This is a genomic window from Pseudomonas sp. UM16, assembly GCF_050312595.1.
Taxonomy (GTDB): domain Bacteria; phylum Pseudomonadota; class Gammaproteobacteria; order Pseudomonadales; family Pseudomonadaceae; genus Aquipseudomonas.
This window is the reverse complement of the sequence record NZ_JBNPJT010000003.1, coordinates 86,121-101,398: the sequence shown is the minus strand read 5'-3', so window position 1 is coordinate 101,398 and position 15,278 is coordinate 86,121. Positions and strand designations below refer to the sequence as shown.

The following is a 15,278-nucleotide window of genomic DNA, read 5'->3' as shown; positions in this document are numbered from 1 at the left end:
AGCCCGCCGCACAACGCGACTCGATCCAAATCAATCCAAGAATAAAAAGTTATTTGGAGTTCAGTATGTACATCACTCAAGGACTGCATCGTCAACTGCAGAGCCGACCGCAAGCGGTGGCCATCCGCGCCCAGGGCCGTAGCACCACTTATGCCGAGTATGGCGACCGGGTAGCGCGGCTTGCCGGTGCACTGAAAGGGTTGGGCGTTGCCAGCGGCGACCGCGTGGCCATGCTGGCCTTCAACTGCCAGTACTACCTGGAGTACTACCTGGCCGTACCGTGGGCCGATGCCGTGGTCAACCCAGTGAACTTCCGGTGGAGCGTGGCGGAAATCGTCTACTCGTTGGAGGATTCGCAAACCACCGTGCTGATTGTTGACGATCGCCACAAAGACATCGCGCAAAAAATCATCGAGCAGGCCACCACGTTGCGCCAAGTGATCTACGCCGGTGATGGCCCGACTCCAGCGGGAATGCTCAATTATGAAACCCTGATTGCCAACAGCGCCCCAGTCGAGGACGCACGACGCGGCGGCGATGCTTTGCTAGGGATCTTCTATACCGGCGGCACCACCGGTTTTCCCAAGGGGGTGATGCTCAGCCACACCAATGTGGCCTTCTCGGCAATGAACTCGGTCAATACCGGCAAATGCAGTGTCGATGCACGCTTCTTGCACTCGATGCCGATGTTTCACCTCGCTGATTTTGCCGCCATGGTCGCGCTGTTTGTCACCGGCGGCACGCATATCGTCCTGCCATCCTTTACCGCGCAGGCCGCGCTTGAAGCCATCGACCAGGAGCAGGTCAACGAAGTGCTGTTGGCACCGACCATGATCCAGATGCTCCTGGACTGGTACCAGAGCCAAGGTCAGCACCTTGACGTCAGTTCGCTCAAACGTGTTGGCTACGGCGCTTCGACCATCACGCCATCCTTGCTTGACCGTGCGCAGGCGATGTTTACCAATGCCGAATTTTCCCAAGGCTACGGCATGACCGAACTGGCTCCTGTGGCCACCACCCTGGGGCCTGAGTACCACACGCCCGAGCACCAGGCCAGCGGCAAGATGTACTCGGCCGGCCTGCCGGGTATTTGTGTCGAAGTGCGGGTGGTCGATGCCCAGGACAACGAAGTGCCGCGCGGCACCGTGGGGGAGATTACCGTTCGCGGCCCGAATGTGATGCTGGGTTACTGGAAAAAGCCAGAAGCCACCGCCGAGGCGCTGCGTGGCGGCTGGATGCACACCGGTGACGGCGGTTACATGGATAAGGATGGTTTTATCTACATCTGTGACCGACTCAAAGACATGGTGGTCAGCGGCGGCGAGAACATCTACAGCGCCGAAGTCGAGACCGCCATTGCCAGTCACCCGGCCGTGGCACAGAGCGCTGTGATTGGTATTCCCTGCAAGAAATGGGGAGAGACCGTGCATGCGGTGATCATCCTCAAGCCGGGTGTGGTCGCCAGCCCAGAAGACATCATCGGCCATTGCCGGGAACGGATCGCCGGCTACAAGGTGCCTCGCAGCATCGAGTTCCGCGAAGCGCTGCCGCTGACGAGCGTCGGCAAGGTGTTGAAGACCGAACTGCGCAAGCCGTTCTGGGAAAACCACAAGCGCGGGATCGCCTGAGTCTTGTGTGCCGCGCGGCCATGACGGCCGCGCTTTTCTTTCGTAATCGCAAAGACCAGAACCGCACCGACGCGTGTGGCAGGCCTTCCTTGCGTCCCGTGTACACCGGAGTACCCATGAACCTGACGACATTGCGCGCCATTCGCGCTCCGCACCTGCTGGCCGTCGCCGTGGCCATCGCCGTTCAGTCCCAGGCCGATGCCAAAGACTTCACCATCGGTGAGCTCGAAGGCAGCTTTGATTCCTCGCTGTCGATTGGCGCCAGTTGGGCCGTGCGCGGCCCGGACCCGGACTTTATCTCCAACTTCAACTCACAGGGGGTCAGGGGTAACGCGGCGTCGCGTACCAACGACGACAACCGGCTGAACTTCAAGAAGGGTGAAACCTTCTCGAAGATCTTCAAGGGCGTGCACGACCTGGAGCTCAAGTACGGTGAGACCGGGGTATTTGTCCGTGGCAAGTACTGGTATGACTTTGAACTCAAGGATGAAAGCCGGCTGTTCTACGACATCGACGACAGTGGCCGTGACCGCGCCGCCAAATCGTCCGGAGCAATGTTCCTCGACAGCTTCGTGTACCACAACTACAACCTCGGCGCCCTGCCGGGCAACGTTCGGGTCGGCAAACAGGTCGTCAGCTGGGGTGAGAGCACCTTCATCGGCAACTCGATCAACACGATCAACCCGATTGACGTTGCGGCCTTGCGCCGCCCCGGTGCCGAGGTCAAGGAAGGCCTGATTCCGGTCAACATGTTCTACCTGTCCCAAGGCTTGACCGATAGCCTGACCGCCGAGATGTTCTACCAGATCGAATGGGAAAGCTCGGTCATCGACAACTGCGGCACCTTCTTCGGCAACGACGTCACCCCTGAAGGCTGTACCGACCGCGCAGTCTTGGCCGGCCTCGACCTGCCGCCCGGCGCCGCCAGCAACACCGGTGTCCCTGGGGTCAATGATGATGCCTACATCACCCGTACCAAAACCAAGGATGCCCGCGACAGCGGCCAGTATGGCCTGGCGCTGCGTTGGTTTGTGCCGGAGATGAACGATACCGAGTTCGGCTTCTACGCCATGAACTACCACAGCCGTAACCCGAGCCTGAACTTCACCCGCGCCACCAATACCGCCAATGCGGTCGCTGCCATTCGCAGCGCCAGCTACAACGTGGTCTACCCCGAAGACGTGCGCCTGTACGGCGTGAGTTTTGCCACCAACGTTGAGGGCACCGCGATCGGTGGTGAGGTCAGCTACCGGCCGAACATGCCACTCAACCTCAACGGTGCCGACATCAACCTGGCGGCCTTGGGCAACCCGACCTCGCCACTGTTCCAAAGCGGTAATTCCGACAACGTCGCCGGTGCCGGTCTTGATGGTTACAAGCGTATGCCGGTGTTGCAAGCCCAGGTCAGCGCGACGCATTTCTTCGATCAGGTGCTGGGCAGTGACCGTCTGACCCTGGTTGGCGAGGTTGGCTACAACCACATCAACGGCCTGGGTTCCAGTGACGGCAGCGACCTGCGTTTTGGCCGCAACACCGTGTTCGGTGCCGGTGAACTGGTCAACCAGGCGGTCTGCATCGGCGCGGTACAACCCGTGCCGGGGCAACCCGGCGTCACCACCCGCAGCAATCCGCAGCAGGAATGCAACAGCCATGGTTTCTACACCAGCAGCTCCTGGGGCTACCGAATGCGCGCCAAGTTCGACTACCCCAACGTGATTGCCGGCATCAATCTGTCGCCCAACGTCGCCTGGTCGCATGACGTCGATGGCGTCGGGCCGAACTTCGAAGAGGGCACCAAGGCCGTTAGCCTCGGTGTGGATGCCGACTACCTGAACACCTACACCGCCAGCCTCAGCTACACCGACTACTTCGGCGGCAAGTGGAACACCAACACTGATCGCGACTACGTCGCCCTCAGTTTCGGCGTGAACTTCTGACACCCATCAGCGAGAGGAACAACAACAATGAAACCTTTACGTTTTCTACTCACCGCCTGCACCCTGTCCCTCGTTGCCAGCAGTGTCATGGCTGCGGTTTCTGAACAGGAAGCCGCCAAGCTGGGCACCAGTCTCACGCCCGTGGGCGCAGAAAAGGCAGGCAACGCCGATGGCAGCATCCCGGCCTGGACCGGTGGCCTGAAAACCGACGCAGCACCGGTTAGCAATGGCTTCATGGGTAACCCTTATGCCGGTGAAAAACCTCTGTTTGTGATTACCGCAGCCAACGCCGAGCAGTACAAGGACAAACTGACCCCAGGTCAGTTGGCGATGTTTAAGCGTTACCCTGAAACCTACCGCATGCCGGTGTACAAGACTCAACGCAGCGCGACCATGCCGCAAGCGGCCTATGACGCGGCGAAAAAAAGCGCGGTGACTACCGAAGCGGTCAACGACGGCTACTCGCTGAAGAACTTTGAGCAGTCGCATTACTTTGCCTTCCCGATCCCGAAAAACGGTCTGGAAGTGGTGTGGAATCACCTGACGCGCTATCGCGGGCACAACTACATCAACGTCCAGGTTCAGGCGACCCCGCAGGTCAACGGCGACTTCACGCCGGTGCACATCGAAATCGCCAGCGGCTTTCCGTGGATCATGGCAGACGCCAAACCCAAGGACATCAACAACATCTTGTTCTTCGCCAAGCAGACGGTTACTTCACCGGCGCGCATGGCCGGTAACGTGACGTTGATCCACGAAACCCTTGATCAAGTGGCCGAGCCGCGCATGGCCTGGGCTTACAACGCCGGTCAACGGCGTGTGCGCCGCGCCCCGCAGGTGGCCTATGACGGCCCAGGCACCGCCGCTGATGGCTTGCGCGTAGCGGACAACGCCGACATGTACAACGGCGCACCGGACCGTTACGACTGGAAGCTGGTGGGCAAGAAGGAAATCTACATCCCCTACAACAGCTATGTGCTGCAATCACCAACGCTCAAGTACAAGGACATCATCCAGCCCGGCCATATCAACCAGGACTTGACCCGTTATGAGCTGCACCGGGTATGGGAAGTGGTTGGCACGCTCAAATCTGGCTCACGGCATATCTACGCCAAACGCAACATGTTCTTCGACGAAGACACCTGGACCGCTGTGGAGATCGACCACTATGACGGTCGTGGCCAGCTGTGGCGGGTCAGTGAAGGGCACACCTACACCGACTACGTGCAAAAGCTGACAGCGTTCGCTGGCATCGGCACCTATGACCTGATGGCCGGTCGTTATGTGGTGGCGAACCTGGGCAACGAGAACAAGCAAGGCATCAATTACGCCTATCAGCCGAGTGTCAACGACTTTACCCCCGCGGCGTTGCGTAACGCTGGTATCCGCTGAGTTTATGAGCAATAGCTGTTCGCCCGTCACATCGGGCGGACAGTACCCCGTTGAGCAACTTTCCCCTTGATTAACACCGTGTAATTCCCTGATTCAGGAGCACTGTAATGTCGCAAAAACCTTACGTTGTCGGCGTCGGTATGATTCCGTTCGTTAAGCCTGGCACCAGCGGTACCTATATCGAGATGGGTTCGCAGGCGGTACGCCTGGCCCTGGAAGACGCTGGCCTGGATTACAGCCTGGTGCAGCAAGCCTACGCCGGATATGTCTATGGTGATTCCACCAGTGGCCAGGCGGCGTTGTATGAGGTTGGCATGAGCGGTATTCCGTTGGTCAACGTCAACAACAACTGCTCCACCGGCTCCAGTGCCTTGTTCCTGGCACGCCAGGCGGTGGAGAGCGGGGCGGTGGACTGTGCCCTGGCCTTTGGCTTCGAGCAGATGCAGGCGGGTGCGCTGAAGAGCGTCTGGGACGACCGCCCGCGTGCGACCACGCACATGACCCAAGCGGTGATCGATGAGCTGTGCGCCGATGTCGCCGGTATCCCCAGTGCGTTGCAAATGTTTGGCGGCGCGGGCCGCGAGCACATGCAAAAGTACGGCACGCAAATGAGCACCTTTGCTGCTATTCGCGCCAAGGCCAGCCGTCATGCCAGCAACAACCCGCTGGCGCTGTTCCGCAAGATTGTGACGACCGAAGACGTGATGAACGATCAGGTGATCTGGCCGGGGGTCATGACTCGTTTGATGGCCTGCCCGCCAACCTGCGGTGCGGCGGCGGCGATCATTTGCTCCGAAGCGTTTGCCAAGAAGCATGGCCTGAACACCGATGTGGTGATCCTGGCACAGTCGTTGACCACCGATACGGCGGTTTGTCATGAAGCGATGTCGATGATTGAGGTGGTGGGTTTTGACATGGCGCAACGGGCTGCCCAGGCCGTGTACGAGAAGGCCGGTGTTGATCCGCAGGACATTCGTGTGGTTGAGCTGCACGACTGCTTTGCTCATAACGAGCTGCTGACGTATGAGTCCTTGGGGCTGTGTGCGGTTGGTGGTGCTGAGCGTTTTGTGCTTGATGGTGACAACAGCTATGGCGGTCAGGTGGTGACTAATCCGTCGGGTGGGCTGTTGTCCAAGGGGCATCCGCTGGGCGCCACCGGTCTTGCTCAGTGCTATGAGTTGACTCACCAGCTGCGTGGTACCGCCGATAAGCGCCAGGTTGAAGGGGCCAGCCTGGCCTTGCAGCATAACCTGGGGTTGGGGGGGCTTGTGTGGTGACCTTGTACGGTCGCAGCTGATCCAACGCGCAGGTTTGGCCGGGCCTAGTGCCCGGTTTTTTTTTGTAGGAGCCAGCCTTGCTGGCGATGCTATCGATGTGGTGTCAGGGGAGACGCGATTACACGACAAAAAAACGCCCGGTGCAGAGCACCAGGCGTTTGTTTGCAACAATCAGAACTTATTGGCTCTTGGCAACCTGCTCAACCTTTTGCATCCGGCTGGTGTCCATCAGTACCAAACCGAAGGCCATGCCATACATCAGCCGTCCCTGAGCATCGACTTTGATCGGCGCATACATGCCGTTGAACACCGGATCGCTACCCGTGGCGATTTCCAGCACGGTCTTACCCGTGTCCAGGTCCATACCAATGTGATAACCCTCACCCTGACGTGCTGTGTAAACACCGTTGATCAAGGCCATACGGCTACCGCCACTGATCATCGGTACCACCGAAACCGAACCGACGTCGGTACGGGTCCACAAGGTGTTCCACTGATCCTTGGCACTGTCCCACTTGAGCATCGCCACACCCTTGGCAGCCGGGCGGGTCATGCCGTTGAGCATGGTGACGTAGTAGCCAGACTTGGCCAGTGCTGGCTTGTCTTCTGCTGGGATGTTGTTGACCACGAACGCATGGCCGTCATACACAGCGACTGATTGCTCCGATTGCACCGTCGGGATCGCATCGCCCAAGTCCACGGCACGCTGGTCGGCAATCCGCGGCGACAGGGTGCCTGGCTTTTGTTTCCAACCAGCCGGGATCTGGTCACGCCACATGGCGACCAGGTTCATTTTCTTCGAACCGTCAGTGAACACCACCAGCTTGTCTTCGTCTGGCCCGTACCCCATCAGGGTCGGCGTGGCCCCAGTACCATCGGCGATTTTCACCGAAGAGAAGCGTACACCACGCTCATAGGGTGCTTTCCAGGCACCGCTGGCCTCGTCAGCATGGAGCTTGCCGTCTTTATCGACAACCAAACGGTACATGTTCTGGTTGGACGCGACATACACCGCGCCACCATTGACTTCAGGGCCGGTGGAGAAGGAGTTGAGGAACACCTCGTCATTGCCTTCAAGGCGGTAGCTGTCGATCAGTTTCAGGGTGTTGCGATCGAGGGTGGCGACGGTGCCACCCATTGTGTTGATCACCAAGTAGCCATTGAGGGTCATGCCCATGCCGAAGGTGGTGTCCATCGGCATACGGACTCCGCGCTTGGTCCGTTCGTTGTCGAACAACGCGTCTGGCAGTTGCACTTCTTGGGTCAGTTTCATCCCGGACGTGGGGTCTTTGGGGTCGTTCTGGTCGATGCGGAAGACACGACGGGCACTGGCACCGATAAAGGCGTTGTCGCGGGTCAGGACCGAGTAGATAGCGCCACCCAGCAGTTGATCGGTGGTGGCCGTGAGCATGCGGTTGGGTTGCGCCTGCATGTAGTCAAGCAGACCTTTTTCGTCCTTGGCGTCGAGAAATTTTTGGGTCTGGGCGGCTTGGTCAAGGCGTTGCTCAGGCGTAATTGCCTTGAAGTTAGGCAGTTTCACGGGCAGATCGACACGGGCGATTTCGCTGAACGTGAAGTCATCATTGATCTTCAGCTTGCGTAGGGAAAAACCGGCCCAGTACCAGTACACGTCGGTGCCGTTCACCTTGTCAGTGTATTGCATCAGGCTGCCCGACTCGTTGGGCACCACCCGGTAAGCGTCTGGGGTCATCTTGTACGAACCGCGTGCGACGTTGATGGCGGTGCTGTCGGAGGCGCCATCGTTCCAGTGCGTCTGGTTGTTGTATGACTGTGCCAGGTACGGGTTGGGTGGGGCGACCTGGGTTTGCGCCGAAGCCACTGCAGGAACGCTGAGGCAGCAGGCGGCCCAGAGGGCCCAGTGAGGAGGTAACTCAAACATACGCTCTTATCCTTTTGTTGTTATTGCCAGCGGTTGCCAGGTCCAGAGTAGCCAGCACCGTGGGTGGCTAAAGCCCCCCGTGGCGGGGGGCAGGATTGCACGGTTGTCCTCTGCTAGCGTGCCCGCATAACAACAAGTCCACTGTTTTAGGAGAGCACATGCTGTCAGGTATCAAGATTGTCGAAATCTGCGGTATCGGTCCCGGGCCGTTCTGCGCCATGCACCTGGCGGATCTGGGTGCCGATGTGATTGCGGTTGAACGCGCCGAATCCACGTCGATCACCGGCGACAAAAATGCCCCGAGCAACCCGCTCAATCGCGGCAAGCGCTCGGTGGTGGCGGACCTCAAAAGCGCTGAAGGCCGAGCGCTGGTGCTCAAACTGATCGAAAGCGCCGATGTGCTGATCGAAGGCATGCGCCCGGGTGTGATGGAACGCCTGGGCCTGGGCCCGGAACAGTGCCAGGCGCGTAACCCGGCGCTGGTCTATGGGCGCATGACTGGCTGGGGTCAACACGGGCCGATGGCCAATGCCGCCGGCCACGACAACAACTACATCGCCTTGTCCGGTGCGCTGTACCACAGCGGCACCGCGGGCGAAGCGCCGTCTTCGCCGATCACCCTGATCGGTGATATCGGTGGTGGCGCGTTGTATTTGGCAATCGGTGTGCTCGCTGGCGTGCTCAAGGCGCGTCAAAGCGGGCAGGGCAGTGTGGTCGATGCCGCGATCGTTGATGGATCGGCGCACATGATGCAGCTGATGATGTCCCTGGCCAAGCGCGGGCTGCTCGACGAACAACGCGGCAAGAGTGTTCATGACGGTTCGCATTTTTACGCGACCTATCGCTGTGCCGACGATCGTTACGTCGCGCTGGGCTCAATGGAACCGCAATTCTACGCACTGCTGCTGGACAAGCTCGGCCTGCAGGCCGATCCACGCTTTGCGCGGCAATGGGACAGCAACGCCTGGCCAGCAATGCGCGAGGCGTTTGCCGAACTGTTTGCCAGCCAGCCTCGCCAGTACTGGTGCGATCTGCTTGAAGGCAGCGATGCCTGTTTTGCCCCGGTGCTCAGCCCCCGTGAAGCCGCCCAGCATCCACACATGCTCGAACGCAACGTGTATTTCGAACGCGATGGGCTGCTCCAAGCCCATCCGGCGCCACGTTTCGACGGCCAAGTGGTGACCCCAGGCGCCATCCCCACCCGTGGTGCGCACACCGAACAAGTGCTGGCCGCTATTGACGCCCGTGACCTTGCCGGGCTCTGGGGCCGCTAGCGTTTGATCCTCTTCACCAGGGTGAGAGTAGGCGCAAGGAAGCGCCAATTGCCGCTGCCACAAACATCCAGGCTTGAGTATTTAACGCCACTCGTCCGCCGTTTGCGCAATTAAAACGAATCCACCGTACTGGCTGAACTCCTACCTTATACACGGCACCTGCTGTGTAACGTTTCATCCAGTAAGAGGTGAAAGATCATGGCTCACAATCAAGACAAAATGGGCAACCAAGGCGGCGCAAAAGGCGGTCAGGGCAATCAAGGCAATCCTGCCAATGACCGGAACAAAGCATCGGAAGCGGGTCGCAAAGGCGGTCAGGGTACTGACAAGGGTGGTCAACAGCCAGGCGCTGGCGGTGGTCGCACCCAGAAGTAAAGGGCCGTTCTTGGCTCTGGCTGCAAACCGCGGCGGGCGCCCGCAAGCTGCAGTGCGCCCGTTGCCGCATCGTCGGCAATAGATTATTGACCGGGAGCTGCTCCATGACCGTCATGCCGCCTGCCGTAAGGGTTCCCGCCGTTGACCTGCAAGCTGCTTCAGGGCTTGTGCTGCGTTACCACTCACTCCTGTCAGGCGACCAGCGTGGCAGCGCCCAATGGTTGCGGGAGCAATTGGACCGAGTCGCCACACGAGTGGATGACCTGCCGGCATCTGCGCAATCGCTCTCACGTTGGAGCTGCAAGCGCGCCGCCCAAGTGGCCAAGGCCTACGCTGTGTATTTACAGGGCAGACGCAATGGTCAACCTCGGCGCTACTTCCTGAACCGGTCGCATGCGTTGTATTTCCTCCAGCAAGTGGCACCGACCAAGAAAGTCGACGGTGCCTGGCTGTATGGCATGCTCCGACACTGGCAGGACCCACGCTACCACGGGCTGATCCGCACTTACCTTGAAGAACTGGGCGACGGTGTTGCGGCCTGCAATCATGTGCTGATCTATCAGCGTCTGCTCAGCCAACTGAACTGTCTGGAGCCTGTGCCACTGGCCGACGAGCGCTACCTGCAAGGTGCCTTGCAACTGGCACTGGGCTTTAACAGCGATGATTTCCTGCCAGAGGTGCTTGGCTATAACCTCGGCTATGAACAATTGCCCCTGCATTTGTTGATCAGCGCTTATGAGCTGGCGGAGCTGGGTATCGACGGCCATTACTTCCGCCTGCACGTGACCATCGACAACCCTGCCAGCGGTCATGCGCAAAAAGCCGTGCAGGCTGTGCAGTCGTTGTGGCCGGGCAACGCTGACGAAGATTTTTATCAGCGCCTGAGCTGCGGCTATCGCCTCAATGATCTGGGTGACAACACGCCAAGCGTGATCGCCAGCTTCGACCTTGAGCGTGAGCTGTTGGCGGCGTTGGAGCGCAAACGCAGCTTCGGCCAGTATTTGCATTCCGACTACTGCCGTGTGCAGGGACGTACCGTCAATCAATGGCTCGCGCTACCGGGCAGTGTGCTGGCGTTTCTTCAGGCACTCGAGCATCAGGGGTGGATCAAGCGCAACCAGGACCCGGCAGGCAGTCGCTTCTGGCAGTTGGTCGAAGGTCCCAGGGCCGTCATGTTCGGTGTGTTCAGCCCCTACGAAAAGCAATTGCTGCACGATTGGATCGCCGCTGACTGGCAGGCACCCGCCGCCGCTAAAGTCGGCCACTGTCCGACGCCCGATGCAGTGGAGCAGCAGCCTGAAGTGCCAGCGCCAAGCGCCATTGACGCGCTCATCAGCAAGATGGCCGGCGCCGCGCACGCCTTGCCCGAAGGTCTTGCAGCGACACGTGCGTATATCCGCCTGACCGGCCTCGGCCAAGGGAGTGCCCACTGATGCAATTGAGCGCAGAACAACGTGCTGCCGATCTGGCCCTGTTGCAACTGGGCCGCCGCTTGCGCGCTGATGGTTACCGGTTCACCTGCGTGACCCCGGCTACCCAGGCACACAACAATGCCCGGCCCGAGGCGCAGCAGGCACATTCGCTACGTGATGTCTTTGGTTGGAACCGCCCGTTCGCCGAACAGCTGCTGTGCGCTGATCAGCTCAAACAGATGGAAGTCGCAGCGATCCTCAACCGCGAAGGGCCGTGGCTGCGCAGTAACGTGCGCTGGTCGAGCCTGGATGACATGCTCTTGCTGCACAGCGGCTTTCCCACCCAAGAGACGGACGCAGTGTTCTTCGGTCCAGACAGCTATCGTTTTGCCCAGGTTATCCACGATCATCTGCAGCACCGTTACCAGCCGGTCCAGCATGCGGTGGATATAGGTTGCGGCAACGGTATCGGTGCCTTGCTCATTGCCCAGGCGGCGCGCCATGCACAAGTGACGGCTGTCGACATCAACCCTAAGGCATTGCGTTACACGGCAATTAATGCGGCACTCGCCGGGGTCGCCAACCTTTCCATTGAACACAGTGACATTCTCGACGGCATCAGCGGCAATTTCGACCTGATTGTTGCCAATCCACCCTACATGCTAGATGCCCGCGAACGCACCTACCGTCACGGTGGCGGTGCTCTGGGCGCGGCGCTGTCGTTGCGCATACTCGAACAGGCGATACAGCGCCTGTCCGCGGGCGGCACGCTATTGCTGTATACCGGCGTAGCCATCGTCGACGGCCGCGATTGTTTGCTGGAGGCGTGCCGCACAACCCTTCAAGGCCAACAGTGGCAATGGCACTATCGCGAGCTGGACCCCGACGTGTTTGGCGAGCAACTGCTTGAGCCTGGCTATGACCAGGTCGAGCGCATTGCTGCCGTGGCTTTGAGCGTGACCTGTAACCCAGGCACTGACAGCGCTGATGAACGCACCATGTGATTTCGGCATTGAAGAGGAGTATTTGCTGGTCAACCTGGCCAGCGGCACGGTGCTGGCCACCCCTTCAATGGCGGTTAACCGCCTGTGCCGAGAGGTAATGGGGCGTTACTTTGCCGAGGAGATGTTCCGCAGCCAGATTGAAATTGCATCGCCGGTGTTTGCCAACCTGCATCAAGCCCAGGCGTTCTTCAGCGAAAGCCGTGAGCGCTTGAACCGGGCATTAGCGCAGGAGGGGGTCGGCCTGTATGGGGCCGCCAGCCATCCCAGCGTGCGCTGGCAAGCTCAGCATCAACGCAGCGGTGAACACTACAAACACGTGTTCGAGGATGTCCAGCACGTTGCCCGCTGCAGCGTGCTCAGCGGGCTGCACGTGCATGTCGGGGTGCCGGCGAGCTGCGATCGCATGCAACTGATCAACCGTGTGCTGCCGTGGATACCGCTGTTGCTGGTGCTCAGCGGCTCCTCACCGTTCTGGGGCAGCCAGGCGACTGGATACATGAGCTACCGGCGGGTGATCTGCGCGCAATGGCCGCACATGGGCTTACCTGAGCAGCTGGCCGATTGGAGTGCCTATCAGCGTTATCGCGCGCTGCTGCAACGTACCGGTGCACTGCCCGAGGCCGCAGATCTGTGGTGGGTGATCAGGCCTTCGCGACGCTTTCCGACGGTGGAGTTGCGTATCTGTGACGCCTGCCCACGGCTTGAAGATGCACTGTGTATCGCCGGCCTGTTCCGTTGTCTGGTCGAGTCTTTCAGGGTCGACCACTACCAACCTGCAATATTGAGCCGTGAGCAGCGCTGGGTGCTCCAGGAGAACTACTGGCGTGCGCTGCGCTATGGGCGCCATGGGCAGTTCATCGGACAACATCAGCAACAACCGGTTGACGCTCTGGCCTGGCTCGGCCAGTTGCAAGGGCAACTGAACTGCGCAACGCTCGATAGCGAACGGGCCTTGCGGCACGCCCGGCGGATCTTGCGCGACGGTAACAGCGCCGACCGCCAGTTGCGCTGCTATGCCCAAGCAATGCGCAGCGCTGTAGGTAATCGCCAGGCATTGCGTGCAGTGGTTGACCACGTAATGGAAGAAACCCGTGGTACGCGGTATCAAAGCAGCGAAGCCGTGCATGGCCTGGCATGAACAAAAAACCGTCCGTCGGCCCGCCGCTCAGTTACGGCAAACCAAGCCGGCGCCATTGGCGTCGAATCTGTAGTGCCCGCCCATCGGTGTCGCACGTTCAGGAGGTGGCCCATGCCCAACAGCAAACCGCGTGATCAATTCAGCATGCAAAACCCGCTGACCCAATATCCGCATCCACCGTTCCCCGCCCAGAGTCAACCTGCACCGGGGCTCGATGCCAAGATGCACCCGGAGCCTGACCACGGTGAACAGACCTACAGGGGCTTTGGCCGCCTGGCCGGGCGCAAGGCGCTGATCACGGGTGCCGATTCGGGTATCGGCCGGGCCGTGGCTATTGCCTTTGCCCGCGAAGGCGCGGATATCGTCCTCAACTACCTCCCGGTGGAGCGCAGTGACGCCCGTGAAGTAGTCAAACTGATTGAGGCCGAGGGCCGTCAGGCCTTCGCCATGCCTGGCGATATCAAAAACGAGACCTTCTGCAAACAGTTGGTCGATCAGGCCCATGAACAACTGGGCGGCCTGGATATTCTGGTCAACGTCGCCGGTAAGCAGGTGGCGCGCAAAGAAGTCGGGCAGATCAGCAGTGAACAGTTCGATGCCACCTTGAAGACCAATCTGTACGCGATGTTCTGGCTGTGCCAGGCGGCAGTGCCGTTGATGCCGGCCGGAGCGACCATCATCAATACCGCCTCGATTCAGTCTTACCAACCCTCAGCCACGTTGCTCGACTATGCCACGACCAAGGCCGGCATCGTGGCCTTCACCAAGGCCTTGGCCAAACAGGTGATCGAGCGGGGTATCCGGGTCAACGCGGTGGCCCCAGGGCCGATCTGGACGGTGCTGCAGCCCAGTGGCGGGCAACCGCCGGAAAAAATCCCCGATTTTGGCGCGCACACGCCGATGAAACGCCCAGGCCAACCCGCCGAATGCGCGCCACTGTATGTGTTGTTGGCGAGCCAGGAATCAAGCTATATCACTGGCGAGGTGTTTGGCGTTACCGGGGGTAATCCATTGCCATAGGTCCGGGCCAGTAAACCTTCCCTGCGCCCAGCAGTCAGTGACAGTAGATGCCCACCATTTTCGGGCGTGAGGAACACAACATGGTCAGAGCCATCTGGAAAGGGGCGATCAGCTTCGGGCTGGTGCACATTCCCGTCAGCCTCAGCACCGCCGTGCGCAGCGAACGCATCGATTTCGACTGGTTGGACAAGCGCAGCATGGATCCGGTGGGCTACAAGCGCATCAACAAAGTTAACGGCAAGGAGGTCAACAAGGAAGATATCGTCAAGGGTGTGGAAGTCGAGAAGGGTCGCTACGTGGTCATCAGCGAAGAAGAAATTCGCAGCGCCCGCCCTGAGGCGACCCAGACCATCGATATTTTCTCCTTCGTCGATGCTGGCGAGATTCCTTTGCAGCATTTCGATACGCCTTATTACCTGAGCCCGGACCGTCGGGGTGGCAAGGTCTATGCGCTGCTGCGCGAGACTCTGGAGAGCGCTGGCAAGGTGGCCCTGGCCACTGTGGTGTTGCATACCCAGCAGCATTTGGCGCTGTTGCGCCCACTAGAAGATGCCTTGGTAATGATTACCCTGCGCTGGCCGCAGGAGGTGCGAGGGTTGCAGAGCCTGGAGTTGGACACGAGTGTTACCGATGCCAAGGTCGACAAACGCGAACTGCAAATGGCTAAACGTCTGGTCGAGGACATGAGCGGCAACTGGGCGCCAGATGAATACCACAACGTATTCAAGCAGACCATCATGGATTTGGTGGCAGAGAAGGCCAGTAAAGGCAAGGTCAGCGTGGTCGAAGCGGCCAAGGAGGGTGGTGCAGAGAAAGGCGCGGACATCATCGACCTGACTGAGCTGCTCAAGCGCAGCCTGGGGGGCAAAGGTGGGGCGGCGAAGAAGTCCAGCAAGAAAGCTTCCTGAGCTGATACCGCGT

The 15,278-nt window shown here is 59.8% G+C and carries 11 protein-coding genes and 1 pseudogene; 11 read left to right on the top strand and 1 reads right to left on the bottom strand.

The window, feature by feature from the left end; translation table 11 throughout:
• The first annotated feature begins 65 nt into the window (after positions 1–65).
• The 4 genes and pseudogenes from ACQRAX_RS04240 (at position 66) to ACQRAX_RS04225 (ending at position 6,254) form a co-directional block, all read left to right on the top strand.
• On the top strand, positions 66–1,628 hold the full coding sequence (locus tag ACQRAX_RS04240) for a long-chain-fatty-acid--CoA ligase (RefSeq protein ID WP_412039292.1): 1,563 nt from the start codon (positions 66–68) through the stop codon (positions 1,626–1,628).
• A 116-nt stretch (positions 1,629–1,744) separates the two neighbouring features.
• Positions 1,745–3,565, top strand: coding sequence for a DUF1302 domain-containing protein (locus ACQRAX_RS04235; protein WP_412039293.1), 1,821 nt, complete (start codon positions 1,745–1,747; stop codon positions 3,563–3,565).
• Positions 3,566–3,592: 27 nt separating this feature from the next.
• On the top strand, positions 3,593–4,957 hold the full coding sequence (locus tag ACQRAX_RS04230; RefSeq protein WP_412039294.1) for a DUF1329 domain-containing protein: 1,365 nt from the start codon (positions 3,593–3,595) through the stop codon (positions 4,955–4,957).
• Between the two features lie 107 nt (positions 4,958–5,064).
• A pseudogene (locus tag ACQRAX_RS04225) lies at positions 5,065–6,254 on the top strand (lipid-transfer protein).
• 158 nt (positions 6,255–6,412) lie between these two features.
• On the opposite strand, the gene ACQRAX_RS04220 reads toward ACQRAX_RS04225, so the two are convergent.
• Positions 6,413–8,134: a hypothetical protein gene (locus ACQRAX_RS04220; RefSeq protein WP_412039295.1), complete on the bottom strand. Its 1,722-nt coding sequence runs from the start codon at positions 8,132–8,134 to the stop codon at positions 6,413–6,415.
• 158 nt (positions 8,135–8,292) lie between these two features.
• On the opposite strand from ACQRAX_RS04220, the gene ACQRAX_RS04215 reads away from it, so the two are divergent.
• The 7 genes from ACQRAX_RS04215 to ACQRAX_RS04185 all read left to right on the top strand — a co-directional run bounded on the left by ACQRAX_RS04215 (position 8,293) and on the right by ACQRAX_RS04185 (position 15,265).
• The gene (locus ACQRAX_RS04215; protein WP_412039296.1) at positions 8,293–9,408 is read left to right on the top strand and encodes a CaiB/BaiF CoA transferase family protein; all 1,116 of its coding nucleotides are present in this window, start codon (positions 8,293–8,295) and stop codon (positions 9,406–9,408) included.
• Between the two features lie 198 nt (positions 9,409–9,606).
• Positions 9,607–9,783 carry a KGG domain-containing protein gene (locus ACQRAX_RS04210; RefSeq protein WP_412039297.1) on the top strand — a complete coding sequence of 59 codons (177 nt, stop codon included), beginning with the start codon at positions 9,607–9,609 and terminating at the stop codon, positions 9,781–9,783.
• Between the two features lie 104 nt (positions 9,784–9,887).
• A complete protein-coding gene (locus ACQRAX_RS04205) occupies positions 9,888–11,216 on the top strand; it encodes an iron-containing redox enzyme family protein (RefSeq protein WP_412039298.1) in 1,329 nt (442 codons plus the stop codon).
• Complete coding sequence (locus ACQRAX_RS04200; protein WP_412039299.1) at positions 11,216–12,199, top strand: methyltransferase; 984 nt, start codon at positions 11,216–11,218, stop codon at positions 12,197–12,199. Before ACQRAX_RS04205 ends, ACQRAX_RS04200 begins: the two co-directional genes overlap by 1 nt.
• Positions 12,183–13,337, top strand: a complete 1,155-nt coding sequence (locus tag ACQRAX_RS04195; protein WP_412039300.1) for a carboxylate-amine ligase — start codon at positions 12,183–12,185, stop codon at positions 13,335–13,337. Before ACQRAX_RS04200 ends, ACQRAX_RS04195 begins: the two co-directional genes overlap by 17 nt.
• Before the next feature lie 111 nt (positions 13,338–13,448).
• Positions 13,449–14,357, top strand: coding sequence for an SDR family oxidoreductase (locus ACQRAX_RS04190; protein ID WP_412039301.1), 909 nt, complete (start codon positions 13,449–13,451; stop codon positions 14,355–14,357).
• A gap of 80 nt (positions 14,358–14,437) precedes the next feature.
• Positions 14,438–15,265: a Ku protein gene (locus ACQRAX_RS04185; protein WP_412039302.1), complete on the top strand. Its 828-nt coding sequence runs from the start codon at positions 14,438–14,440 to the stop codon at positions 15,263–15,265.
• Positions 15,266–15,278: the final 13 nt, after the last annotated feature.

Bases quoted from the DNA above. Each gene is read 5' to 3' on its own strand.
- ACQRAX_RS04240 (WP_412039292.1), top strand. From the start codon at position 66: ATGTACATCACTCAAGGACTGCATCGTCAACTGCAGAGCCGACCGCAA.
- ACQRAX_RS04235 (WP_412039293.1), top strand. From the start codon at position 1,745: ATGAACCTGACGACATTGCGCGCCATTCGCGCTCCGCACCTGCTGGCC.
- ACQRAX_RS04230 (WP_412039294.1), top strand. From the start codon at position 3,593: ATGAAACCTTTACGTTTTCTACTCACCGCCTGCACCCTGTCCCTCGTT.
- ACQRAX_RS04220 (WP_412039295.1), bottom strand. From the start codon at position 8,134: ATGTTTGAGTTACCTCCTCACTGGGCCCTCTGGGCCGCCTGCTGCCTC.
- ACQRAX_RS04215 (WP_412039296.1), top strand. From the start codon at position 8,293: ATGCTGTCAGGTATCAAGATTGTCGAAATCTGCGGTATCGGTCCCGGG.
- ACQRAX_RS04210 (WP_412039297.1), top strand. From the start codon at position 9,607: ATGGCTCACAATCAAGACAAAATGGGCAACCAAGGCGGCGCAAAAGGC.
- ACQRAX_RS04205 (WP_412039298.1), top strand. From the start codon at position 9,888: ATGACCGTCATGCCGCCTGCCGTAAGGGTTCCCGCCGTTGACCTGCAA.
- ACQRAX_RS04200 (WP_412039299.1), top strand. From the start codon at position 11,216: ATGCAATTGAGCGCAGAACAACGTGCTGCCGATCTGGCCCTGTTGCAA.
- ACQRAX_RS04195 (WP_412039300.1), top strand. From the start codon at position 12,183: ATGAACGCACCATGTGATTTCGGCATTGAAGAGGAGTATTTGCTGGTC.
- ACQRAX_RS04190 (WP_412039301.1), top strand. From the start codon at position 13,449: ATGCCCAACAGCAAACCGCGTGATCAATTCAGCATGCAAAACCCGCTG.
- ACQRAX_RS04185 (WP_412039302.1), top strand. From the start codon at position 14,438: ATGGTCAGAGCCATCTGGAAAGGGGCGATCAGCTTCGGGCTGGTGCAC.